Consider the following 21,819-nt stretch of genomic DNA (forward strand, 5'->3'; position numbering starts at 1 on the left):
ATGGCTGAACTCATTAATGCCGCCCCTGGCGGCTTTACCCTGAACTCGGGGTTTAAATCCATTGCCGGGCGCTGGCGCCGGCTGTCCGGCGACTCGCGCTCGGTACTGGTGATTGCCCTGCTGGCTGCCATTGTTGCCGCCGCCATCGTGGTAATGCTGTGGACCAGCACCCGCCACTACGTGCCGCTCTACGGCAAACAGGAGCTGTACGACAAGGCCACCATCATCGACACCCTCGAGAAGGAAAACATCGATTTTCGCCTCGACGGCAGCAGCGGTAACGTGCTGGTGCCGGAAGACCGCCTGGCTGATGCGCGCATGCGCCTGGCCGCCAAAGGGGTCAAGGCGTCACTGCCAGCCGGTTTTGACGAGCTGAACAACATGTCCACCCTCGGCACCAGCCAGTTCATGGAGTCGGCCCGTTACCTGCACGCCCTGGAAGGCGAGCTGGCCCGCACTATTATTGCCCTCGACCAAGTGCGTAGCGCCCGGGTGCACCTGGCGGTGCCCAAGCGTACTCTCTTTGTGGGCCGTGAAGAGCAAAAGCCCAGCGCGGCGGTGATGGTGGACCTGGCGTCTCCCTTAACCCCCAGCCAGGTGGAAGCCATTATCAACCTGGTGTCCGGTTCGGTGCCGGGCATGAGCACCGGCGCGGTGTCGGTGGTAGACCAAAAAGGCGAGCTGCTGTCGGCCGGTATCGGTGACATGAACGACCCGGCCCGTCTTTCCGGCAAGCAGATGGATTACACCAGCAAACTGGAAGACCGCATGACCCAGCGCGCCAGCAGCATGCTGCAACCGCTCTTGGGCAGCGACAACTTCCGGGTTGAAGTGGCTGCCGACGTGGATTTCTCCTCGGTCAACGAAACCCGTGAAGACTTGAACGCCAACCCGGTGGTGACCCGCGAAACCTCCAAAAAGGATAACTCCACCGACTCGGTTGCCTTGGGTATTCCCGGTGCCCTCAGCAACAGGCCGCCGGTGCCGGCCAACCAGGCCAATGGCCAGAATAACCAAAACGATCCGCAAAAAGCGGTGAGCCAGCGCGAAGAAACCAGCCGTACCTTCGAGACCGGCCGCGCCGTGACCCACACCAAATATGCCGAAGGCCGCCTGAGCCACCTGTCGGTGTCGGTGCTGCTCAACAGCGCCAAGGCCCCCGAAGGCGGCTGGACCCAAAGCGACCTCGACAAGCTCACCCAGATGGTGAAAACCGCCGTCGGTTTTGATGATAAACGTGGCGACCAGTTCAGCCTCAACAGCTTCAGCTTTGCCCCGGCGCCGGCGCCCATCCAGATGCCCGAGCTTAAATGGTGGCAAGACCCCATGTGGCAGGATTACATCCGCTACGCAGTGGGCGGCTTGATGGTGCTGCTGCTGGTGCTGTTTGGGGTGCGACCTTTGGTGCGCCATTTGGTCAGGCCCCAGGCGAGCGTCGATAAATCTGCTGCCACCGCCGAAGCCCTGGCCCTTGCCGAGCAAGCAGCCCAGGCCGAGAGCCGCCAAGGCGAGCTTGAAGAGGATGACGAAAACGCGATGCTGGCAACCTTGCCGCCGCCCGGCTCCGAGTGGGATGTCCAGCTTAAACACCTGCAGCTTTTGGTAGACAAGGAAACCGTGCGGGTAGCCGAAGTGGTCAAACAATGGGTGAGCAACAATGAGCAGCATCATGAGCCAGCGTAACGATCTCGATAAGGCAGCCATCCTGCTGCTGTCCATGGGTGAAGCCAACGCCGCCAAGGTGATGGCCCGGATGAGCCGCGACGAAGTGACCGCCGTGTCCATGCGCATGGCCAAGCTGCGTGGGGTGTCCACCCAGGAAGCCAAGGATGTGATGCAGCACTTTTTCGACCACTACCGTGAGCACAGCGGTATCAGCAGTGCCTCGCGTCACTACCTTGAGCGCACCCTGGACCTGGCCCTGGGTAAACGCCTGGCCAGAGGCATGGTCGATAGCATCTATGGCGACGCTCTGCGCCAGGAAATGATGGCCCTGCAGTGGGTGCCGGCCGACACCCTGGCCCGGTTCTTCCGCAACGAGCACCCGCAGCTGCAAGCGGTGCTACTGGCCTTCTTGCCGCCGGAAAACGCTTCGGCGGTGCTGGCCGCATTGCCGGAAAACATGCACGACGACATCCTGTTCCGGGTCGCCAACCTCAAGGAAGTGTCCGACCAGGTGCTGGACGAGCTGCGGGTTACCCTGGGCCGCTGCCTGGCCTTTGTCTCCGAGCAGTCCACCGCCAAGGTGGACGGTATCCGCCAAGCGGCTGACATCCTCAACCGCTACCAGGGCGACCGCGCTGCCTTGATGGACATGCTCAAGCTTCATGACACCGACACCGCCGGTATGGTGGCTGACAACATGTACGACTTCATGACCTTGGCTCGCCAGTCCGACGAAGTATTGCAGGCGCTGGTGCAAGAGATCCCCACCGAAACTTTGGCATTGGCCCTCAAAGGCGCCGAGCCGGAAGTGCGCGACGCCCTGTTGGCGGCGCTGCCCAAACGGATGGCCCAAGGTCTCGAAGATGCCCAACTGGCCATGGGCCAGGTGCCGCTCAGCCGTGCCAACCAGGCGCGCAGCGAGATCATGCAGCTGGTGCGCACCCTGCACGAACAGCAGCAGCTTAACTACCAGCTGTTTGAAGAAAAAACGGTAGCCTGACCATGGAAAAGCTCAGAGGAAACTACCGGCGCCATCGCTTTATTTCCCTGTCGTCCCTTAACGCCAAGGAAAGCGGCCAGACCGACCCCTTCCAGCAGGGCTATGACGACGGCTTTGTGCAAGGCCAGGAAAAGGGCCTGCACCAAGGCCTGGACGATGGCCGCCGCCAGGGCCAGGAGCAGGGCTTTAGCGAAGGTTTTAAAGACGGCAACGCCAAAGGCGAAGCCAGCGGCCGCGCCACCTTTGAAGCGGCCTTGTCGCCGCTGATGGCGGTGCAGCAGCAACTGGAAGCAGCGCGTCAGCAGCAGCTGGCCGATAACACCGACAGCCTCTGCGCCCTGGTGGAGCAGGTGGCAAGACGGGTTATTCACGCCGAGCTCAGCCTCAACCCCCGGCAAATCCTGACCCTGGTGGAAGAAGCGGTGGGGCGCCTTGATAGCACCAAAGGGCCTATCAAGGTGTACTTGAGCAGTGATGACCACCAGCGCCTGGCCAAGGTTGGGGTCAACCGCTGCGGCGACTATCCGTTGCTGGCCGACAGCGCCCTGGCCATCGGCGATTGCCGCCTGGAGAGCGACCAGCAACAGCTGGTTATTCACAGCGAAGATCGCCTGCAAAATTGCATGGAGCAGGTGCGCGGCGAGTTGGAGAGCGAGCAGTGACAGCCCTTTCCGAGCGTCTCAGCCGGGCCGCCGGCAAGCTCGGTGAGGTAGAGCTTGGGGATGTGGCCGGCCGCCTGGTTCGGGTGACCGGCCTCACCTTAGAGGTGGTGGGCTGCCGGCTGGTGATAGGCCAGCGCTGCCTGGTAGACACCAAAGGCTCTGGCCCGGTGCTGGCCGAAGTGGTGGGGTTTGACAGAGAAACCGCCTTTTTAATGCCCTATCGTACCGTCTCCGGGCTCTATTCCGGTGCCAGCGTGCGCCCTTTGGAAGACGAGTGGCGCCTGCCGGTAGGCCCGGCGCTGCTGGGCCGAGTGCTGGACGGCATGATGCAGCCCTTAGACGGCGGCCCGCCGCCGGCCGGCGAGCTTATTAGCCTTCACAGCCAGCCCCTTAACCCCCTCGTTCGTGCCCCCATCAAAGCGCCATTGGATGTGGGGGTGCGCGCCCTTAACGCCTTGTTGACCCCTGGTAAAGGCCAGCGCCTTGGCATTTTTGCCGGCCCCGGGGTCGGTAAAAGCGTGCTGATGGGGATGATGACCCGCTACACCCAGGCCCAGGTGGTGATCGTTGGCCTTATCGGCGAGCGGGGCAGGGAAGTACGCGAATTCATTGAAGACGCGCTGGGCCCCGAAGGCCTTAGCCGGGCGGTAGTCATTGCTGCGCCGGCCGACCAATCGCCGCTCCTTCGCCTGCGCGCGGCAGAAGTGTGCCATCGCCTGGCCGAGTATTATCGCGACCAGGGCCAGGACGTGCTGCTGCTGATGGACTCGTTCACCCGCTACGCCCAGGCCCAGCGTGAGCTGGCCCTTGCCATTGGTGAGCCGCCGGCAACCCGTGGTTATCCGCCGTCGGTGTTTGCGGCGCTGACTCGGCTGGCCGAGCGGGCCGGTAACGGCAGCGGCAACGGCTCCTTGTCAGCCTTTTATACGGTGCTCTCGGAAGGGGACGACCAGCAAGATCCGGTCAGCGACGCCGCCCGGGCCATCCTCGATGGCCATATCGTGCTGAGCCGAAGCCTGGCCGAAGCCGGCCACTACCCGGCTATCGACATCAACGCCTCCATCTCCCGGGTAATGCAGCAGGTTACCGATGGCGAGCACCGCCAATGGGCGCTGCGCCTGAAAAGGCTGCTCTCTCGGTACCAGCAGGTGCGGGAGCTGTTGCCCCTTGGCGGCTATCAGCCGGGCCAGGACCCGGAGCTGGACGAGTCGGTGCGCCGCTACCCGGCCATAGCTGCGTTCTTGCAACAAGATACCCATCAAGCGGCCGATTTTGCCGGCGCCGTGGCGGCCCTTAAAGAGGTGTTTAACTGATGTTTGAACGCTTTTTAGAGCGCCAGCAGGCGCTTCTGGACGAATTGGGCCAGCAGAAAAACCACAGCCGCCAGCAGCTCGAGCAGCATCGCCAGCGCTTTGAGATCCTTTGCGAGTTCGACCAGAGCCTGGGCCAGGTACAAAGCCACAGCGCCCTTTTTCACCAAAACCGCCTGGCCCTTCGTGGCCAGTTGGGGGAACTGCTGGCCAGCCAACGCCAGGAGATGGAGCTGGCCCAACTGGATTTGAACTACCAGCAGCAAATGCTGCTGCGCCAGTTCGGCAAGGTAAAGGGGCTGGAAGGGGTACAGCAGAAAAAGGACAAGGAAGTGCTAAGGCAGAACGAGCGGCGCGAGCAGCAGCAACTGGATGAGTGGATCAGCGCCCGTGGCCGTAGTCAACGAGGCCCTGGCCGCTAAGCTCGCCCAATAGCTCACGCTGGCTGGCCAGAATTTGGCCGTTACGCTCGTTAAGGGTCTTGCAGTGGGCCAGTTGGCTGCCAAGTTGCTGCCAAAGGGGCGCGGCTTTGTCAGCCATGTGCGTTGGCAGCTTGGCAATCAACTTGGCCATGCCCTGCTCGTTGGGGTCGACCCCCAAGCCTTGTAGCAAGGCGCTGCGCTCACGGGCATGTTCGCCAAGGCGGGCAAGGCTTGCCATCACCTCGGTGTTGATTGCGGCCAGCGCTTTCGCATCGGCCTGGCTCAACAGTTTTTCCTGGCGCACCAGCAGAGCTTGAAGTGCCTGACATTCCAAGGTGTCAGCCTTGATGGCTTGCAGCAGGGTCAGGACAGCTTCTTTGGCGCTCATGGCTGATGGGTTGCCAGGATAGATTCGGCCAGGCCGTCGGCGTCAAAGCGAATTTGGCCGGCTTCCAGGGCCTGGCGCACGGCGTTGACTTTATTGACGTCCACATCGGAGCTGCCCTGCATCACGGCGGCCAGATCCTGGTTGTTTATCTCGGGGGCCTGGCTCTTGGCCGGCGCCGCCTTGGTGTTGGCCACAGGGGCCTCGCTTTTAGCGCGGGGCGCCAGGTTGTAGACGTTGGTACTGGAGTCGATTTTCATAAGCGCACCATGGCGTGAGTTACCGTAACAAGGGTAAACGACCGGGGCGGAAAAAAACTTTAAAAACGCGTTTCCACCACGCCTTTTTCTACCACCCAGGCGCTTAGCTCCTTGCCTGACGACAAGTTACGCACCCGAATGCTGTCGCCTTTGCCGCCGTCGCTAAGGGCCTGGCCCTTCATGCTGGCCGTCACCCCCTTGACCCGCACCCGGATCACCACATCCTCGCCCTTACGCACCAGCATGGGCGGCGCCACCATGTTGGCCGCCAACACCTGGCCTGAGCGCAGGTTACGCCGGGCCTCATAGCCCAGTAGCTGGTTGGCGTCGGTGATAAAACCGCCGTAGATATCATCCAGCACCACAGGCCGGCGCACCAGATCCCCCTGGCTGAGGTTGTCGCCGCGGCGTACGCTGCGCCGCGCTGTCCATACCGACAAGGTGACGGTGACCTCCACCCTGGCCCGCAATTGCCACTGGGGTGACTGGCAACTGACATCGTAGGGAATGCGGCCCCAGGGCTTGTCGTTGGCATTGCTGGGCGCAAAGGCAAAGCCCGTTTCGCAAGGGGGCAGCTCCTTGGCGCTGGCTGGCAGCCAGGCGCTGGTTCTGACCTTGTAATCGCGCGGCCAGGCGGCTTGGCGGGCATAACTGGCCAAGCGGGCCCGGGCGTCGCTGCGAAGCGCTTGGCTCAAATCCCCTGCCCAGCTCAAAACCGGCAGGGTGAGCAGAAAAAGAGGAAGGGTGGCCTTCCATGGCGGAAGTTTTTGCTTCCGCCTGGCCTTCCTTTTGACAGTGTGTTGTTTGTAATTCATTGTTTTTGCTTGTCTTTAAAGTTGGCACAAGCCTTGTTTGTCAGATCGTATCGACATTGAGGAAGAGTTGCCAATTATGGGCATTAGTGTGGACAAAGCCTTGGGGGTACATCAATACGCCCTGGCCATGCAGGTGGAAAGGTCCCGGGTTATCGCCGGTAACCTGGCCAACGTCGACACCCCCGGCTATCTGGCCCGGGACTACGACTTCAAAACCGCCCTCAAGGACGTGGCCAGCGGTGTAGCCAACATGAGCAGCCAAGACCGTCTGCCGGACGCGGATTTCTCCAGCGACCTGCGCTACCGGGTGCCCATGCAGCCTTCCGAAGACGGCAATACCTCTGAACTTGGGGTGGAGCAAACCCAGTTTGCCTCCAACGCCATGGACTTTCAGACCAGCCTGACCTTTTTGAATCTTACCCTTGGCGGTATCCGCAAAGCGATAGAGGGACAGTAACGTGGCCTTTAACAGCATCTACGAGATAGCCGGTAGCGCCATGCGCGCCCAGACGGTTCGCCTGAACACCGTGGCCTCCAACCTGGCCAACGCCGACAGCGTGGCCGGCTCCGAGCAGAAGGCCTACCACGCCCTAAAGCCGGTGTTTGCCACCCTCTATCAAAGCATGGACGTGAGCGGCGGCCAAACCGGCCCGATGCTCGGCAACGCCACGGTGCGGGTAGCCGACCTGGTGCAGTCTGACCGCAATGTTGACCGCCGCTATGAGCCCAACAACCCCATCGCCGACGGCAAGGGCTTTGTTTATTACAGCAACGTCAACGTGGTGGAAGAGATGGCCGACATGATGTCTGCCTCCCGTACCTTCCAAAGCGCCGCTGATGTGATCACCCGTACCAACAGCATGCAGCAATCCTTGCTGCGTCTGGGCCAGTCATAAGGACCCCCAATGAGCGTATCCCAGGTAGACGGCAGCGCCAGCAACAGCGGTAGCGCCAGTAACGCCATCGCCAGCAACAGTGCCGCTGGCCTGCAGGACGAATTCCTGCAGCTGATGGTGGCCCAGATCAATAACCAAGACCCGTTGAACCCCATGGACGGTACCCAGTACCTGTCACAGCTGGCGCAGCTGTCCACGGTGGAAGGTATCCAGAACCTCAATACCCTGCAAAGCCAGGGCAATACCCTGCTCGATACCCAGCAAGTGCTGCAAAGCGCCCAACTGGTGGGTAAGGAAGTGAGCGTACCGGTTGAGAACATCAGCCTGGATAAAGCCGAGAGCCTGCAAGGCAAGGTGCGCCTCAGTGAGAGTGCCCAGTCGGTGACGGTCAAGGTAACCGACATTAACGGCCAGGTGGTGCAGACCCAATCTCTGGGTACCCAGGCTGCCGGTGACGTAGCGTTCAATCTCGATGAGCTGCCGGCCGGTGTTTACAAGCTCGAAGTGGTGGCTGCCAACGGCGATACCACCCAAAACTACACCCCTTATCTCAACCGCCAGGTTGAGAAGGTCAGCATTCCTGCCGACGGCAGCGATATCCAACTGCAGGTCGCCGGAGTGGGCAGCCTGTCTCTGTTCAGTGTCAGTGAATTTCTTGGAGAACCCTCATGAGTTACAACATTGGCCTGAGCGGCCTGCGTTCCACTAACCAGGCGCTGGACGTTATTTCCCAGAACATTGCCAACGTGTCTACCGCCGGTTTCAAGGCGGCCCGTGCCGAATACGCCGCGCTTTACGCCGGTGGTGAAGCAGGCGGCGTGGAAATCGCCCAGGTATCCCAGGATTTCAGCAAGGATGGCTCCAAGGAGTTCACCGGCCGTAACCTGGACATGGCCATCTCCGGCCAGGGCTTTTTCGTCACCAAAAACGCCATGGGCCAAATGGCCTATACCCGCGCCGGTACCTTTAACAAGGACGCCAACAACTTCATTGTCAGTGCCGGCGGCGACAAACTGCAAGGCTACAGCGTGGATGCCAACGGCGCGCTGGCCACCGGTGTCGTAACCGATCTGAAAGTCTCCGCCTCCAACCTGCCGGCCAAAGCCAGCACCTCGGTGGCGTTCAAGGCCAATATGCGCGCTGACGCCGCTGTGCCTACCAACCCCACTTTCGACCCTACCGACGCCAACTCCTTTAACTACTCCTACACCAGCCGGGTGTACGACTCCCTGGGTACCGAGCACACCGTGACCCAGTATTTCGTTAAAGACAGCGCCAACAACTGGACCAGCCATTACTACATGGACGGCGCCGCCATGGGCACCCCCGCTACCCAGGCCCTGAGCTTTAACACCGACGGTACCTTGGCTGCCCCGGCTACCCCCGTGACCCTGACCATGGCCCCGGCCGGTGCCGACCCGATGACCGTGACCATGGATTACACCGGCACCACCCAGTACGCCGCCGATTTTAGCGCCAGCTATGACGCCGACGGTTACAGCTCCGGTGAGCTGGCTGGGGTGCGGGTAGATGACGACGGCTCGCTGTACGCGGTATTCACCAACGGTAAAGATTTGCTGCAAGGGCAGGTGGTACTGGCCAACTTTGCCAACCCCAATGGCCTGGATAAGGGTGACAGCACCTCCTGGACCTCCACTTTTGCCTCCGGCAACGCCACCCTGGGTAACCCTGGTACTGGCGGCATGGGCAGCCTGACTGCCGGCGCCTATGAAGGCTCCAACGTCGATTTGACCGGTGAACTGGTGAACCTGATGACCGCTCAGCGTAACTACCAAGCCAACGCCAAGAGCATCAGCACCGCCGACAAGATGACTCAGGTGCTGTTTAGCTCCTGGTAAGGATTGAGCCATGGAACGTTACCTCTACACGGCGATGGGCGGTGCCCTGCACACTCTGACGGCTCAGCGGATCCACGCCAACAACCTGGCCAACGCTGCCACCACCGGCTTTCGGGCCGACATGGAGTCGGTGTCGGCCTACCAGGTGCAGGGAGCCGGGTTTGCCTCGCAGGTACTGGCCCAGGAGCAGCGCCCCACCACCGACTTTACCCCCGGTGCCATGGAAGAAACCGGCCGCTCTTTGGACGTGGCTATCCGTGGTAGCGGCTTTTTGTCGGTACTGGATGCCAACGGCAATGAGGCCTACACCCGCGCTGGCAACTTGAACGTGGATGCCGACGGCCGGCTGCTTTCTGACGGCCATGAGGTAACCGGGGTCGACGGCCCCATCCAAGTGCCTGACTACCGCTCTATCACCGTGGGCCAAGACGGCACCATCACCGTGGTGCCGGTAGGGGGCAACGCCACCTTGCAGGTGGGCCAGCTCAAATTGGTCAACCCGCCCATCAGCGGTATGGATAAGGGTGAAGACGGCCTTTTTCGCCAGCAAGGCGGCGCCGCTGCCGCCGACCCCAACGTGGTGGTGGAGTCCGGGCACCTAGAGCGTTCCAACGTCAACGCCGTGGACGAGATGGTGAACACCCTGTCGCTGTCGCGCACCTTCGAGGTGCAGATCCGGATGATGAAAACCGCCGATGAATTGTCTTCCGCCGGCAGCCGCCTAATTCGCGGCTCTTAAGGGCAAAGGAGAATAAAAGATGCAAGCAGCTCTGTGGGTCGCCAAAACCGGTCTTGCCGCGCAAGATGCCAAAATGGCCACCATTTCCAACAACCTGGCCAACGTGAACACCGTCGGTTTTAAACGTGACCGGGTTGCCTTTGAAGACTTGTTCTACCAGCTTGAGCGCCAGCCCGGTGCCCAGCAGGACCAGCAAAACCAGCTGCCTACCGGTATCCAAGTGGGTAACGGGGTGCGCATTGTCGGCACCCAGAAGGTGTTTACCGAAGGTAACTTCGAAACCACCGGCCAGGATCTGGATATGGCCATCGTTGGCGAAGGGTTCTTCCAGATTGAAATGCCGTCCGGCGAGATTGCCTATACCCGCAACGGCCAGTTCAACCGCAACAGTGACGGGCTGATGGTCAACAGCGACGGCCTGCCGCTGGTGCCGCAAATCCAAATTCCCGAAAACGCCCTGGCTATCTCCGTGGGTACCGACGGCACCGTTACCGCCCAAGTGGCTGGTGACGCCCAGCCCCAGGAGCTTGGTCAAATCACCACCGTTAACTTCACCAACCCTGCAGGCCTTGAAGCCATGGGCGGCAACCTGTACCGGGAAACCGCCGCCTCCGGCCAGCCCCAGGAAGGGGTACCTGGTGATGAAGCCCTTGGCGCCATCAAGCAAAAGACCCTGGAAGGCTCCAACGTCTCGGTGGTGGAAGAGATGGTCAACATGATCGCTACCCAACGGGCCTACGAGATGAACGCCAAGGTGGTGTCGTCCACCGATCAGATGCTCAAGTTCATCAGTCAATCTGTGTAAGGGGAAGTCCAATGCGCGCTCTGGCGGTTTTATTCATGCTGACTCTGGCCGGTTGCCAGAGTGCCCATTACGACATTGCCGTGCCCGAGCCGGGGGAATCCGAGTGGGCACCGACCCTGGTGGAAAACCATGCCGAACCGGGGGAAGACGGCAGCCTCTATTCCCAGGCGCAGATGTTTACCCTGTTCCAGGACCGGCGCGCCTACCGGGTGGGGGACATCCTCACCATCGTGCTGGACGAGCAAACCCAGTCCTCCAAGAAGGCCGATACCAGCCTTGATAAGAAATCCGGTATCGGCATTGCCGCACCGGTGTTTGGCAACAAGACCCTTAACGACGCCAGCGCTTCTGTGGATGCCAACCGCAACTTTGCCGGTGGCGCCAGTGCCAGCCAGCAAAACTCTCTGACCGGCTATATCACCGTGACCGTGGCCAAAGTGATGGCCAACGGTGTGCTGGCGGTGCGGGGCGAGAAGTGGATCAAGCTCAACCAGGGCGACGAGTTCTTGCGCCTTCGCGGTTTAGTGCGGGTCGATGACATTGACGACAAAAACCGCATCTCTTCGCAGCGGGTGGCCAATGCCCAAATCGCCTACGCCGGGCGCGGCTCTCTGGCCGAGAGCAACCAGCCCGGCTGGTTGACCCGTTTCTTCCAGAGCCCGCTGTTTCCCTTTTAACTGGAGCTGACCCATGTCTCGTTTGCTGTGTGGGCTGCTGTGCCTGCTGACCCTGACCGCTCAGGCTCAAACTCAAACCCGGCCGCTGCTGGACATCGCCGATGTTCAGGGCCTTCGGGAAAACCAACTGGTGGGCTACGGCTTGGTGGTGGGCCTGTCTGGTACCGGCGATCGCAACCAGGTGAAATTTACCAGCCAGTCCATGACCAACATGCTCAAGCAGTTTGGGGTGCAGTTGCCGGCCAATATCGACCCGAAGCTGAAAAACGTGGCGGCGGTGGCGGTGCATGCCAACCTCTCCAGCGTGGCTGGCCGTGGCCAGACCGTGGATGTAACGGTGTCGTCTATCGGTGATGCCAAAAGCTTGCTGGGCGGCTCTTTGCTGATGACCCCGCTGCGCGGCGTGGACGGTGAGATTTATGCCGTCGCCCAGGGCAACCTGGTGGTGGGCGGCGTTAATGCCAGCGGCAATGACGGCTCCTCGGTAACCGTTAACATTCCTACCGTAGGGCTTATTCCCAACGGCGCCACCATCGAGCGGGAAGTGCCCGTGGCGGCGCACGCCAAACCGCAGGTGGTGCTGAACCTCAAAGTGCCCAATTTCAAGACCGCCCGTAACGTGGAGCTGGCCATCAACAAGGTGTTCGGCCCCAAGGTGGCGGCGGCCCAGAATGCTGGCCGGGTGTTGGTGCAAGCGCCGGTGGATAACGAACAGCGGGTGGTGTTTATGTCCATGCTCCAGGACATTCGCGTCGACATGGGCCGCCAGCGCCCGAGGGTGGTGTTTAACAGCCGCACCGGCACCGTGGTAATGGGCCAGGACGTGAAAGTACACAAGGCCGCCGTGACCCATGGCAGCCTGACCGTGACCATCACCGAAGACTACAACGTCTCCCAGCCCAATGGCGGCGGCTTCCGTTCCAATAACCCAGGCCGTACCGTGGTGACCCCCGATTCCAAGGTCAATGTGGATCAGGAGCACCCGGCCATGTTTGTCTGGCCTGACGGTACCTCCCTGGAAACCATAGTGCAGGCCGTCAACAGCCTGGGGGCCTCTCCTGGCGATATCATGTCCATCCTCCAGGCCCTGGATGAAGCCGGTGCCCTGGAAGGCGACCTGGTGGTGATCTGAGGAATATGACCATGAACAGCATCAACGCAACCGACAGCCATTTCTACCAGGACACCACCAGCCTTCGAAACCTCAAGGGGAAGGAAGGGCTGGAAGCGGCCTCCGGCGAATTTGAAGCCATGTTCCTGCAAATGGTGTTAAAGGAAATGCGCCAGGCCAACCAGGCCCTGGCCGACGAAGACAGCCTCTTTAACAGCCGCCAGCAGCAGTTTTACCAGTCCATGGCCGACAGCCAGATGGCGCTGGATATGTCCCACAAGGCCCATATCGGCATTGCTGATGCCATGACCCGCCAACTGGGGGGCAAGGTCACCGATAACGCCAGCGAGGTAACGGCGGCGTTAAAGAATTCCGAGGCCAGCGTCGCTTCTGGTTCTATAAGCACGGCGGCACTTCGCCAGCCACTGATCCGCACGGGTGACGGTAACTGATATGAGCATGTTGAATAACGGGCTGTCCGGCCTGCAGGCCTCTCAATACAGCCTCAATGTGGTGAGCCAGAATATCGCCAACATCAACACCCCCGGCTACAGCCGCCAGGAAGCGCTGCTGAGCGCCCGCAATGGTGGCGGTTTTGGCACCAGCAGTGCTGGCGACGGCGTGGAAGTGTCGTCCTTGCGCCGGGTGAGCGACGGTTACCTCAATGCCGCCCTGTGGCGCGCCACCAGCCAAAGCGGCTACGACAGCCAGTTCCAGACCATGATTGGCCAGATGGAATCGGTGTTTGGTAGCGACGAGCTCAGCATCAGCAACGGCCTGGACAGTTTCTTTTCCGCCTTGTCGGCGGCTTCTTCCTCGCCGCAGTCCATTGCGCCGCGCCAGCAAATTCTGGCCACCGCTCAGGCCCTGGCCAACCGTTTTAACCAGTTGTCGAGCAACCTCGATGTGCAGGAAAAGCAGCTCGACGAGCAGGCCGACGCTACCGTGACCGACATCAACACCCAGGCCCAGAGCATCGCCAAGATCAACCAGTCCATTATCGAGGTCAAAGCCAAAGGCGGTAATACCTCGGCGCTGGAAGACCAGCGCGATGAACTGGTGTTGGCCCTTTCCAAGGAAGTGTCGGTAAAGACCAGCAACCAGGCCGATGGCTCCATTACCCTGTCTCTGGCCGGTGGGCAGCCGCTGGTTATGGGTAGCCGCAGCGCCACCCTTAGCCGCAGCGGTGACGACATCAACCTTAAATTCGTCAACGACAGCTTTACCTTAAGCGACGTCGGCGGGTCACTGGGGGCTAACCGCGATTACAAAACCGGTGAGCTTAACGACCTTCGCACCAGCCTAAACGGCCAGGCCCAAAACCTGGCCGACAGCATCAACAGCCAGTTGGCTGCCGGTTTTGACCTAAACGGCAACCCCGGTACGGCGCTGTTTAGCTACGACCCTACAAGCCCTGCCGGCTCGCTGGCTGTCGACAGCAGCATGACCCCGGAAAACCTCGCCTTTATCGGCGACGACGGCACCGGTAACCCGGTTGGCGGCAGCGGCGACAACAGTAACCTTGGGGTTATTGTCGAGATGAAGGCCGGCTTTTACGACGATTACAGCAAACTGGTTGGCGACTTGGCGGTAAGTTCTGGCCAGGCCCAATCCTTGGCTACCGCCAGCGACAGCCTGCGCCTTGATGCCCAAAGCAAGCGCGACTCGGTCAGCGGCGTAAACCAGGACGAAGAAGCGGCCAAGTTGATGCAATACATGCAGGCCTATCAGGCCAATGCCAAGGTGATCAGCACCGCCGATAACGTGTTTTCCACTTTGATGGGGATGTTCTGATGCGGGTCAGCAGCGGTCAGCTTAATCAATATGTGCTGGCGGGCCTGAGCCGCCAGGGTGATGCCTACGCCACCCTCATTCAACAAATGAGTTCGGGCAACCGCATCACCAAGCCGTCAGACGACCCACTGGGCACCGTGACCCTGCTGGGCCTTAACCGCGAGCAAAGTAACCTCGACCAGTACGGCAAAAACATCGAAAGCACCTCCAGCTCTTTGGAGCAGGCGGAAAGTTACCTCGATTCCAGTTTCAACGTATTGATGCGGGTGCAGGACCTGGTGCTCTCTGGCAACAACGGCTCGGCCACCGATGCCGATCGCCTGGCCTATGCCTCTGAGCTTAAAAGCCTGCGCGACAACCTGGTGGACTTTGCCAATGCCCAGGATGGCGACGGCCATTATCTGATGGCGGGCAGCCAGGTCGACCAGCCGCCGGTGGTGGACGATGGTAGCGGCAACCTCATCTACCAAGGCGATGGCCTTATCCGCCAGGTGCAAGTGGCCAAAGGGGTGTCCATGGGCGCCAATATCTCGGTTGAAGGCATTTACTTTGACGCCGGTGGCAGCTTCTTCCAAGACTTGGACAGCTACATCACCGCTCTGGAAACCCCGGGCACTGACATGAGCACGGTGGGCGGCACCATGACCAACAGGGTCAGCCATACCGTCGACACCATCAACCGCAACCTGACCGATGTAGGCGGCCGTATCAGCAGCTTGCAAAGCCTTGATACCGCTCGCCAGGATGTTAGCCTTGCCAATGACAAAATCATTGGTGAGATCAAAGACCTCGATTATGCTGACGCTGCCGACAGGGCCAACCAAATTCAGCTGGCCCTGACTGCTACCCAGAAAACCTATAGTCAACTGAGTCAACTGAGCCTGTTCGATTATCTCTGATGGCCATGCAGATCTCCGCCCTTAACAGCAAGGACACCCGCCCCCAGACATTGGGGGTGGCAGCCGGCTCTGGCTATGACGAAGCCCAGGCCCCGGCCAAGGTGCAAAACCGTGACAGCGGCGGCGAGATAGGGGTTAAGGTGCAGCGCCACGGCCAGTGGGCATTGATGAGCCAGGCGCAAAGCCGATTATCGATGCTGCAATCGATGGAACAGAGCATCGTCAGCACCTACCGGCAACTGGTCAACCTCGCCCGGCAGCTAGACCAAAACGGCGGACAATCCCAGGCCCTGGCCAACCAAGCCAGGGCCTTGGCACATCAGGTCAAAAGCGACGGCTGGCTGGACGGGGAGCTAAGCCCTAACAGCAAGCAGGGCCAAAGCCACTACCTGATGAACCGGGTCGATTTATTGAGCCCCCGCAATCAGGGCGAGACAGTGCGTATTGGCCTACCTGGCGGCAATCATCTGTCACTGAAATTAGGGGCCCAGGCCAGCCAAAGCCGGGCCCTTGCAGAACTTGCCCCGCAATTTGCCAGACTGGGGATCACCGCCAGCTTAAGTGGCCAGGGTAAGCTGCAACTGACCGGCCCTGAGGCATTGTTCTCATCGCCCTGGACTTTCCAGGGCCAGGGTATCCGGGTGCCGGCCGGCAACCCCATTCCCATTGGCCTCGATGCCCAGCCCCAGGTGCTGGAGCAATTGGCTGACGGTCTTGAAGGCACCAATCTCGATTATGAGAAGGCCAGGCTCAGGGCTTTGCTGGTGGCACTTGAGCAGCACCGCAAGGCGCTGCAAGCCCAGCGCCAGCAACTGATGGCCCGTATGGAGGCGCTGCGCTCCGCCGCGCAATTGGCCAGCCAGGACCCAGACGCTTTGGGGAGTGAGATAAAAAGCTATATCAAGGGGGGCGATTTTGGCGCCCAGCTTCAGGCTTTGATGGCCCAGGCCAACCTTTCCCGCCAGTCAGTTGTCAGTTTGTTGTCGCTCTGATTGCCTGAATTTTCAGCAAATTGATTTTTGCGTTTCATTTTTCCTGCCAGCCCGTCGTTTTACTTTCCTGAAGCAATCACAAAGCCGCGCAGAGGCGGCCTTTAACCCTCAGGAGAATACTCATGGCCCTGTCAATCCAGACCAACTTTGCGTCCCTGGTTGCCCAGAACTCGCTGACCAAGAACAACAACATGCTGTCTACCGCCATGCAGCGTCTTGGCACCGGCCTTCGCGTTAACAGCGCTGCCGACGATGCCGCCGGCCTGCAAATTGCCAACCGTCTGACCGCGCAAACCCGCGGCATGGCCGTTGCCCAGCGTAACTCCCAAGACGCCATCAGCATGCTGCAAACTGCTGACAGCTCCTTGGACGAAGCCTCCAGCATCGTTTTTCGTATGAAAGACCTCGCCACTCAAGCGGCTAACGGTACCAACGGTACTTCTGATATCTCCGCCATGGATTCCGAATACGGCGAGCTGAAAAACGAGCTGACCCGTATTATGACCAAAACCACCTACGGTTCCGGTCAAACCCTGCTGTCCGGCGGTAAGTTGGACGGCGCTGTGAACTTCCAGATTGGTGCATCCTCCTCCGAAACCTTGGCCTTTGATGGCTCTGCCGAAATCGGTGCCATCACCACTGCTCAAGGTAGCTTGGTTGACCTGACTACCAGCGCCACTGCGGAAATGGGTAGCCTGGACACCCTGCAGGATGCCATCGGCGCTGCCCGTGCCAAGTTCGGTGCCAACATCAACCGTCTGGACCACACCATCAATAACCTGGCTTCCATCAGTCAGAACACCGACGCAGCTAAAGGCCGCATCATGGATGCCGACTTTGCTTCCGAGACCTCCAACATGACCAAACAGCAGCTGCTGATGCAGACCGGCGTGAGCGTACTGTCCAACGCCAACTCCGTTACCAGCCTGGTTGGCTCTCTGCTGCGCTAAGCGCTTGGCAGAAAAAGCCCCGCTTCGGCGGGGCTTTTTTATGTTCAGCACCTTTCAATCGTGGCCTTTGGCCCTGGCAAGCCGCCGGTACTTTTTGCGATCTCGCCCTTAAAAAATCCCCGCAGCTGTTTTAGTTTTTACTGTCTTGCGTCGTTTTAATTTCTTGAAGCAATCACAAATGGCCGCACCGGCGGCGTTTAACCTTCAGGAGAATACTCATGGCTCTGTCAATTCAGACCAACTTTGCGTCCCTGGTTGCCCAGAACTCGCTGACCAAGAACAACAACATGCTGTCTACCGCTATGCAGCGCCTGGGTACTGGCCTGCGCGTCAACAGCGCTGCCGACGATGCCGCCGGCCTGCAAATTGCCAACCGCCTGACCGCGCAAACCCGCGGTATGGCCGTTGCCCAGCGCAACTCCCAAGACGCCATCAGCATGCTGCAAACCGCTGACAGCTCCCTGGACGAAGCCTCCAGCATCGTTTTTCGTATGAAAGACCTCGCTACCCAAGCAGCTAACGGTACCAACGGTACTTCCGACGTAGCCGCCATGAGCTCCGAGTATGGCGAGCTGAGCTCTGAACTGACCCGTATCATGACCAAAACCACCTACGGTTCCGGTCAAACCCTGCTGGCTGGCGGCAAACTGGGTACCGGCGCTGTGACCTTCCAGATCGGTGCTTCCTCCACCGAGACCCTGAGCTTTAACGCCAGTACCGAGATCACTGCCATTACCGGTGGTATCACCACCGCTGGCACTGCCATCACCGGTGCGACCGCTTCCACCGCCATGGACAACCTGGACACTCTGCAGGATGCCATCGGTGCTGCCCGTGCTAAGTTCGGTGCCAACATCAACCGTCTTGACCACACCATCAACAACCTGTCTTCCATCAGCCAGAACACCGACGCTGCTAAAGGCCGCATCATGGATGCCGACTTTGCCGCCGAAACTTCCAACATGACCAAACAACAGCTGCTGATGCAGACCGGCGTGAGCGTACTGTCCAACGCCAACTCCGTCACCAGCCTGGTTGGTTCACTGCTGCGCTAAGCGCAGTCGCAAAGGCCCCTGCACGGCGGGGGCTTTTTCCCGTTTTTCTAATAGGATGCAACAATGGCAACAGTAAGCAGCAGCTCCTTTGACGTGCAAAGTCTCGCTTCTCAGTACGTGCAGGCCGACCGGGCCAAGATGGACTCGTATTTTTCCAGCCAGCAGACCTATTACAAAAACCGGCTCAGTGCCTATAACGCCATTTCCACCCAGTTGACGGCGTTTCAAGATGCGGTATCCAAGCTCTCAGGCAGCGATGCCTTCAAGGATTACGGCGTTACCCAATCTGACGACAGCTATGCCAGCATCACTGCCGATTCCAACGCGGTCGAAGGCCAGTACCAACTGCACGTGTCGCAGCTGGCCAGCGCCGATCAATACGCTTTGGATTTTGCCTCCGAAACCTCCACTGTGGGTAACAGCGGTACTCTGACCCTGGCTCTGGGCAGCGACAGCTTCAGCATTGATATGAGCAAGCTGCCTGCCGGCGCTACCGTGGCTGACCTGCGTAACGCCATCAACGGCGCCAGTGATAACACCGGTATCAAGGCCTCTTTGGTGCGTACCGGCACCAGCGTCAAACTGATGCTGACCAGTGAGAAAACCGGCGCGGACAATGCCATGAGCATCAGCACCGATGGCGATCCGGCCCTTAGCGGCCTGGACACGGCTATTGCCGGCAAGAGCCAGCTCAGCAAAGCGCAAGACGCCATAGTGCAGTTGGGCGCCGACCAGAGCCTGACCATCAACTCGGATTCCAACACTCTGGATAACGTTATTGACGGCCTGACCATCGATTTGAAAAAGGTGCAGACCGACCCGAGCGAGACCATTACCTTCTCGGTGGGCCGCGACATGGACGCCACAAAAAAAGACCTCAACAGTTTCATTGATGCCTACAACACCCTTATCGATACCATCAAGAAGTACACCACCGCCGCTGATGGCCAGTCGCCGACCCTGTCTGGCGACAGCACCTCGCGGATGCTGCAAGGACAGGTCCGTACGCTTCTTAATGGCGCCGACCTCTCATCCATGGGCATCAAGAGTGACCGTTACGGTAAACTGAGCCTCGACGAGGACAAGCTGGGTGATTATTTGGAAGCCAACCCCTCAGGGCTGAACCAGATACTGGGTAACAAAGACGGGCTGATGGACAAGCTCGACACCATGCTCGACAGCTATGTCAATGGCAGTGACTCGGTGTTCAAGACCACCATCTCCAGTACCCAGGCGAACCTGGATAGGCTTGGCGATCGCATGGATGCCTTCGATCTGCAAATGCAGCAGCAATACAACCGCTACGTTTCGCAGTTCACCCAGATGCAGACCATCGTCAGCCAAATGCAGCAGACCTCCGGTTTGTTCGGTTAATAGCGCGCAGGAGCAAGCATGTTTGATGATTCCGGCTTTGATGCCTACAAGCACACCCAACTGGATGCCAGGGCCGCCTCTGCCGACCCGCACCACCTGGTGCTGATGCTGATTGAGGGCTTTTTAGACGAGCTGGCCCGGGTAGAAGGCCATATCGAAGCCAAACAGTTTGACCGTAAGGCCAAATCCATTGCCAAGTGCCTGGATATCTTAAGTGGCTTGGACACGGCGCTGGACAGGGAAAAAGGCGGCCAATTGGCCGAAAACCTGCACCAGCTTTACGACTTTTGCGGCCGGCGCCTGTTTGAAGTCAGTGTCAGTAACGATTTGTCCGGTTTGGAGGTTATCTACAAGGTGATGGGAGACCTCAAAGACGGATGGGAAAACATTGCGGCCAGCTAGGCCGCTTTTTTTTGCCTTAAGTTTGTCTTTTTCCTCCGCTGCCGCCTTTTCCCCTTATTTTTCCCCATGCGGAAGTAACGCTTCCGCAATGACAACGGATTGGTTTTAACTGTTTGATTTTGTTTGGTTAAATTCTTGGCTTGGCATTTGCTTTGCTCTAGCTGGAGAAATGACAGGCAATAACCGGATGGCGTCAATTTCATCGCAGCAGGTGCTGGCTTTGGCCAAGGCCTTGTTAGACAGCGCGCAGCAGGGCAACTGGCAGCAACTGGCCCAATTGGACCGGCAAGTTGCCCGCCTGATGGGCCAGCTTGGCCACGAGCCCAAAGCGCTGGCGCCAGCGGTTGCGCAACTGGCCAGCGCCCATGGCCAGGCCAGAGCACTGGCCGAGCAGCAGATGCAGCGGTTGCAGCAAACGCTCAACAAACACCAGGACCGGCAGGAAGGCCTGAGGGCCTACCAGCAGCTAGAGGACTTTTGATGAAAACCCATAATTTTGCTGCACCGGTGAGTCAATTTGCCAAGGCCAGCGATATCAAGGCCAGTGGCGACAGCGCACCTAAGGGTTTTTTTGGTCGGCAGATGGCCGCTGTCAAAGCCGGAGCCGAGGCCAAGCCACAGACTTTTGCGCAGCCGCAGGTTAAGACAACCGACCTGCAGCGCGCCGGTGAGGATGCGCTGACGCCCAAAGAGATTGCCGCCGAGGACGCATCTAAAGCCACTGCCAAAGGCAAGGATACGAGCGAGCACGCAGATAGCTCACAGGACACTCCAACGGCGCTGGCGCTGGCGCTGCGCGGTTTTCGCGATATCAAGGTACCTGCCAAAGAGCAGAGCACCGCTGAACCTGAGGCCAAGGCGCCATTGGCTTTAGAGCCTGCTCAAGCTGCGCTGACCGAGGCTACAGCGAAACCCAAAGCGGATGATAAAGATCCACACAAAAAGACTGAGGCGCCGGATAAAGGCGACAGTGCTGCTGATGCGAAGGTACTGACCCTCAACCTGCCTTTTTCGCAAATCACCCTAAAAGTACCGGCCCATCCCAGCAAGGATGCCACCACTGCGAGTGCAACCGGCGCTGTTGACGGTATTGGCGGGGCCGGTGCCAAAGAGCCGAAGCTGGCTCAAGCAGGAGGCGACGCCCTCAAGCTCGACAAGCTGGAGCTGATGAGCAGTACCGATAAGAACCTCCATCTTGGCGCCCCCAGCCAAGACAGCTTGCTGGCAAGCCAGCAAGGCGGCACTGGCAAGTTAACGGCGCTGCCGGAATGGGCGCCTATCAAAATGGCTGCGGGTAATCCTGCTCAAAGCCAGCCGGGCCAATTGCAAAACGGCCAGGAACTGGCTGCGGCCCTTGGCGATCGCTTGCAACTGCAAGTGAGCCAGCAAATCAAAGAAGCCCGGGTCAGGCTGGACCCTCCGGACATGGGCCGGGTCGATTTGACGGTGCGCATGGAAGGCGATCGCCTGAGCGTGCACCTGCAGGCCAGCCAGCCCATGGTGCGGGACATGCTGCACCAGCAGCTCGACCGGCTGCGCCTGGATTTGGTGCAGCAACATGGTACCCAGGTGGAGGTGTCGGTGGGCCAGGACCGGGGCCAGTCCGGACGCCAGGGCGGCGGTGACCCCCGTTCCCAGGAACCTCAGATCATGGCCGCGCAGGTGACTGCCAGCGGCGATGAAGAACAACGTGCTCAGCCTGATCTCCCCCAAGGCTGGGTGAGCACCACAGCCTAAGGAGTCAACG

26 protein-coding genes are annotated in these 21,819 nt (G+C 59.8%); 23 read left to right on the forward strand and 3 right to left on the reverse strand.

Going from position 1 to position 21,819, the window contains the following annotated elements; all coding sequences use genetic code 11:
- Genes fliF through EDC28_RS10765 form a run of 5 tightly spaced genes read left to right on the forward strand, consistent with a single transcriptional unit; the run spans position 1 to position 5,059 of the window.
- Positions 1-1,683 carry a flagellar basal-body MS-ring/collar protein FliF gene (gene fliF, locus EDC28_RS10745; RefSeq protein WP_083445806.1) on the forward strand — a complete coding sequence of 561 codons (1,683 nt, stop codon included), beginning with the start codon at positions 1-3 and terminating at the stop codon, positions 1,681-1,683.
- The gene (locus tag EDC28_RS10750; protein ID WP_269750680.1) at positions 1,670-2,665 is read left to right on the forward strand and encodes a FliG C-terminal domain-containing protein; all 996 of its coding nucleotides are present in this window, start codon (positions 1,670-1,672) and stop codon (positions 2,663-2,665) included. Before fliF ends, EDC28_RS10750 begins: the two co-directional genes overlap by 14 nt.
- 2 nt (positions 2,666-2,667) lie before the next feature.
- Positions 2,668-3,327 carry a FliH/SctL family protein gene (locus EDC28_RS10755; RefSeq protein WP_123421601.1) on the forward strand — a complete coding sequence of 220 codons (660 nt, stop codon included), beginning with the start codon at positions 2,668-2,670 and terminating at the stop codon, positions 3,325-3,327.
- A complete protein-coding gene (locus tag EDC28_RS10760; protein WP_123421602.1) occupies positions 3,324-4,640 on the forward strand; it encodes a FliI/YscN family ATPase in 1,317 nt (438 codons plus the stop codon). The genes EDC28_RS10755 and EDC28_RS10760 overlap by 4 nt, the downstream gene beginning before the upstream one ends.
- A complete protein-coding gene (locus EDC28_RS10765; protein WP_123421603.1) occupies positions 4,640-5,059 on the forward strand; it encodes a flagellar FliJ family protein in 420 nt (139 codons plus the stop codon). The genes EDC28_RS10760 and EDC28_RS10765 overlap by 1 nt, the downstream gene beginning before the upstream one ends.
- On the opposite strand, the gene flgN is transcribed toward EDC28_RS10765, so the two are convergent.
- The 3 genes from flgN to flgA are packed head-to-tail and all read right to left on the reverse strand — an operon-like array spanning position 5,019 to position 6,399.
- Positions 5,019-5,447, reverse strand: coding sequence for a flagellar protein FlgN (gene flgN / locus EDC28_RS10770; protein ID WP_050658420.1), 429 nt, complete (start codon positions 5,445-5,447; stop codon positions 5,019-5,021). The genes EDC28_RS10765 and flgN overlap by 41 nt on opposite strands.
- Entirely contained in the window at positions 5,444-5,704 is a 261-nt protein-coding gene (locus EDC28_RS10775) for a flagellar biosynthesis anti-sigma factor FlgM (protein WP_050658421.1), read from the reverse strand. The genes flgN and EDC28_RS10775 overlap by 4 nt, the downstream gene beginning before the upstream one ends.
- A gap of 59 nt (positions 5,705-5,763) precedes the next feature.
- On the reverse strand, positions 5,764-6,399 hold the full coding sequence (flgA, locus tag EDC28_RS10780) for a flagellar basal body P-ring formation chaperone FlgA (RefSeq protein WP_170164098.1): 636 nt from the start codon (positions 6,397-6,399) through the stop codon (positions 5,764-5,766).
- Between the two features lie 196 nt (positions 6,400-6,595).
- Here flgA and flgB point away from each other — a divergent pair, with 196 nt between their 5' ends.
- The 18 genes from flgB to EDC28_RS10870 all read left to right on the forward strand — a co-directional run bounded on the left by flgB (position 6,596) and on the right by EDC28_RS10870 (position 21,809).
- Positions 6,596-6,976 carry a flagellar basal body rod protein FlgB gene (gene flgB, locus EDC28_RS10785; RefSeq protein ID WP_050658423.1) on the forward strand — a complete coding sequence of 127 codons (381 nt, stop codon included), beginning with the start codon at positions 6,596-6,598 and terminating at the stop codon, positions 6,974-6,976.
- A gap of 1 nt (position 6,977) precedes the next feature.
- On the forward strand, positions 6,978-7,415 hold the full coding sequence (gene flgC, locus EDC28_RS10790) for a flagellar basal body rod protein FlgC (protein WP_123421605.1): 438 nt from the start codon (positions 6,978-6,980) through the stop codon (positions 7,413-7,415).
- Between the two features lie 9 nt (positions 7,416-7,424).
- Entirely contained in the window at positions 7,425-8,087 is a 663-nt protein-coding gene (locus EDC28_RS10795) for a flagellar hook assembly protein FlgD (RefSeq protein ID WP_123421606.1), read from the forward strand.
- Positions 8,084-9,274 carry a flagellar hook protein FlgE gene (gene flgE, locus EDC28_RS10800; protein ID WP_123421607.1) on the forward strand — a complete coding sequence of 397 codons (1,191 nt, stop codon included), beginning with the start codon at positions 8,084-8,086 and terminating at the stop codon, positions 9,272-9,274. The genes EDC28_RS10795 and flgE overlap by 4 nt, the downstream gene beginning before the upstream one ends.
- Positions 9,275-9,284: 10 nt before the next feature.
- Positions 9,285-10,013, forward strand: coding sequence for a flagellar basal-body rod protein FlgF (gene flgF, locus EDC28_RS10805; RefSeq protein ID WP_123421608.1), 729 nt, complete (start codon positions 9,285-9,287; stop codon positions 10,011-10,013).
- Positions 10,014-10,032: 19 nt separating this feature from the next.
- On the forward strand, positions 10,033-10,818 hold the full coding sequence (flgG, locus tag EDC28_RS10810) for a flagellar basal-body rod protein FlgG (RefSeq protein ID WP_050658428.1): 786 nt from the start codon (positions 10,033-10,035) through the stop codon (positions 10,816-10,818).
- A gap of 11 nt (positions 10,819-10,829) precedes the next feature.
- On the forward strand, positions 10,830-11,495 hold the full coding sequence (flgH, locus tag EDC28_RS10815; protein ID WP_050658429.1) for a flagellar basal body L-ring protein FlgH: 666 nt from the start codon (positions 10,830-10,832) through the stop codon (positions 11,493-11,495).
- Positions 11,496-11,508: 13 nt separating this feature from the next.
- Positions 11,509-12,627, forward strand: coding sequence for a flagellar basal body P-ring protein FlgI (locus EDC28_RS10820; RefSeq protein ID WP_050658430.1), 1,119 nt, complete (start codon positions 11,509-11,511; stop codon positions 12,625-12,627).
- 11 nt (positions 12,628-12,638) lie between these two features.
- Positions 12,639-13,058, forward strand: a complete 420-nt coding sequence (locus EDC28_RS10825; RefSeq protein ID WP_170164099.1) for a rod-binding protein — start codon at positions 12,639-12,641, stop codon at positions 13,056-13,058.
- Position 13,059: 1 nt separating this feature from the next.
- Positions 13,060-14,400 carry a flagellar hook-associated protein FlgK gene (flgK, locus tag EDC28_RS10830; protein WP_050658432.1) on the forward strand — a complete coding sequence of 447 codons (1,341 nt, stop codon included), beginning with the start codon at positions 13,060-13,062 and terminating at the stop codon, positions 14,398-14,400.
- Positions 14,400-15,299, forward strand: coding sequence for a flagellar hook-associated protein FlgL (gene flgL, locus EDC28_RS10835; RefSeq protein WP_050658433.1), 900 nt, complete (start codon positions 14,400-14,402; stop codon positions 15,297-15,299). The genes flgK and flgL overlap by 1 nt, the downstream gene beginning before the upstream one ends.
- Positions 15,299-16,291, forward strand: a complete 993-nt coding sequence (locus EDC28_RS10840; RefSeq protein WP_050658434.1) for a hypothetical protein — start codon at positions 15,299-15,301, stop codon at positions 16,289-16,291. Before flgL ends, EDC28_RS10840 begins: the two co-directional genes overlap by 1 nt.
- A 122-nt stretch (positions 16,292-16,413) precedes the next feature.
- Complete coding sequence (gene lafA, locus EDC28_RS10845) at positions 16,414-17,241, forward strand: lateral flagellin LafA (RefSeq protein ID WP_050658435.1); 828 nt, start codon at positions 16,414-16,416, stop codon at positions 17,239-17,241.
- A gap of 218 nt (positions 17,242-17,459) precedes the next feature.
- Positions 17,460-18,296, forward strand: a complete 837-nt coding sequence (lafA, locus tag EDC28_RS10850; protein ID WP_123421610.1) for a lateral flagellin LafA — start codon at positions 17,460-17,462, stop codon at positions 18,294-18,296.
- A 63-nt stretch (positions 18,297-18,359) separates the two neighbouring features.
- Positions 18,360-19,670, forward strand: coding sequence for a flagellar filament capping protein FliD (gene fliD / locus EDC28_RS10855; RefSeq protein WP_123421611.1), 1,311 nt, complete (start codon positions 18,360-18,362; stop codon positions 19,668-19,670).
- 18 nt (positions 19,671-19,688) lie between these two features.
- Positions 19,689-20,072 carry a flagellar export chaperone FliS gene (gene fliS, locus EDC28_RS10860; RefSeq protein ID WP_050658438.1) on the forward strand — a complete coding sequence of 128 codons (384 nt, stop codon included), beginning with the start codon at positions 19,689-19,691 and terminating at the stop codon, positions 20,070-20,072.
- A gap of 187 nt (positions 20,073-20,259) precedes the next feature.
- Entirely contained in the window at positions 20,260-20,553 is a 294-nt protein-coding gene (gene fliT / locus EDC28_RS10865) for a flagellar protein FliT (RefSeq protein WP_050658439.1), read from the forward strand.
- Positions 20,553-21,809: a flagellar hook-length control protein FliK gene (locus EDC28_RS10870; RefSeq protein WP_123421613.1), complete on the forward strand. Its 1,257-nt coding sequence runs from the start codon at positions 20,553-20,555 to the stop codon at positions 21,807-21,809. The genes fliT and EDC28_RS10870 overlap by 1 nt, the downstream gene beginning before the upstream one ends.
- Positions 21,810-21,819 lie beyond the last annotated feature (10 nt).

Origin of the sequence: Gallaecimonas pentaromativorans, from assembly GCF_003751625.1 — a bacterium.
Lineage (GTDB): Bacteria > Pseudomonadota > Gammaproteobacteria > Enterobacterales > Gallaecimonadaceae > Gallaecimonas > Gallaecimonas pentaromativorans.

Excerpts from the sequence above, each read along its gene's own strand:
- flgG (WP_050658428.1), top strand. The coding sequence starts at position 10,033 with ATGCAAGCAGCTCTGTGGGTCGCCAAAACCGGTCTTGCCGCGCAAGAT.
- flgF (WP_123421608.1), top strand. The coding sequence starts at position 9,285 with ATGGAACGTTACCTCTACACGGCGATGGGCGGTGCCCTGCACACTCTG.
- EDC28_RS10820 (WP_050658430.1), top strand. The coding sequence starts at position 11,509 with ATGTCTCGTTTGCTGTGTGGGCTGCTGTGCCTGCTGACCCTGACCGCT.
- EDC28_RS10795 (WP_123421606.1), top strand. The coding sequence starts at position 7,425 with ATGAGCGTATCCCAGGTAGACGGCAGCGCCAGCAACAGCGGTAGCGCC.
- flgE (WP_123421607.1), top strand. The coding sequence starts at position 8,084 with ATGAGTTACAACATTGGCCTGAGCGGCCTGCGTTCCACTAACCAGGCG.
- EDC28_RS10870 (WP_123421613.1), top strand. The coding sequence starts at position 20,553 with ATGAAAACCCATAATTTTGCTGCACCGGTGAGTCAATTTGCCAAGGCC.
- fliD (WP_123421611.1), top strand. The coding sequence starts at position 18,360 with ATGGCAACAGTAAGCAGCAGCTCCTTTGACGTGCAAAGTCTCGCTTCT.
- flgK (WP_050658432.1), top strand. The coding sequence starts at position 13,060 with ATGAGCATGTTGAATAACGGGCTGTCCGGCCTGCAGGCCTCTCAATAC.
- flgB (WP_050658423.1), top strand. The coding sequence starts at position 6,596 with ATGGGCATTAGTGTGGACAAAGCCTTGGGGGTACATCAATACGCCCTG.
- EDC28_RS10750 (WP_269750680.1), top strand. The coding sequence starts at position 1,670 with ATGAGCCAGCGTAACGATCTCGATAAGGCAGCCATCCTGCTGCTGTCC.
- EDC28_RS10825 (WP_170164099.1), top strand. The coding sequence starts at position 12,639 with ATGAACAGCATCAACGCAACCGACAGCCATTTCTACCAGGACACCACC.
- EDC28_RS10775 (WP_050658421.1), bottom strand. The coding sequence starts at position 5,704 with ATGAAAATCGACTCCAGTACCAACGTCTACAACCTGGCGCCCCGCGCT.
- fliT (WP_050658439.1), top strand. The coding sequence starts at position 20,260 with ATGGCGTCAATTTCATCGCAGCAGGTGCTGGCTTTGGCCAAGGCCTTG.
- lafA (WP_050658435.1), top strand. The coding sequence starts at position 16,414 with ATGGCCCTGTCAATCCAGACCAACTTTGCGTCCCTGGTTGCCCAGAAC.
- flgN (WP_050658420.1), bottom strand. The coding sequence starts at position 5,447 with ATGAGCGCCAAAGAAGCTGTCCTGACCCTGCTGCAAGCCATCAAGGCT.
- flgH (WP_050658429.1), top strand. The coding sequence starts at position 10,830 with ATGCGCGCTCTGGCGGTTTTATTCATGCTGACTCTGGCCGGTTGCCAG.
- EDC28_RS10840 (WP_050658434.1), top strand. The coding sequence starts at position 15,299 with ATGGCCATGCAGATCTCCGCCCTTAACAGCAAGGACACCCGCCCCCAG.
- EDC28_RS10755 (WP_123421601.1), top strand. The coding sequence starts at position 2,668 with ATGGAAAAGCTCAGAGGAAACTACCGGCGCCATCGCTTTATTTCCCTG.
- fliS (WP_050658438.1), top strand. The coding sequence starts at position 19,689 with ATGTTTGATGATTCCGGCTTTGATGCCTACAAGCACACCCAACTGGAT.
- fliF (WP_083445806.1), top strand. The coding sequence starts at position 1 with ATGGCTGAACTCATTAATGCCGCCCCTGGCGGCTTTACCCTGAACTCG.
- EDC28_RS10765 (WP_123421603.1), top strand. The coding sequence starts at position 4,640 with ATGTTTGAACGCTTTTTAGAGCGCCAGCAGGCGCTTCTGGACGAATTG.
- lafA (WP_123421610.1), top strand. The coding sequence starts at position 17,460 with ATGGCTCTGTCAATTCAGACCAACTTTGCGTCCCTGGTTGCCCAGAAC.
- flgL (WP_050658433.1), top strand. The coding sequence starts at position 14,400 with ATGCGGGTCAGCAGCGGTCAGCTTAATCAATATGTGCTGGCGGGCCTG.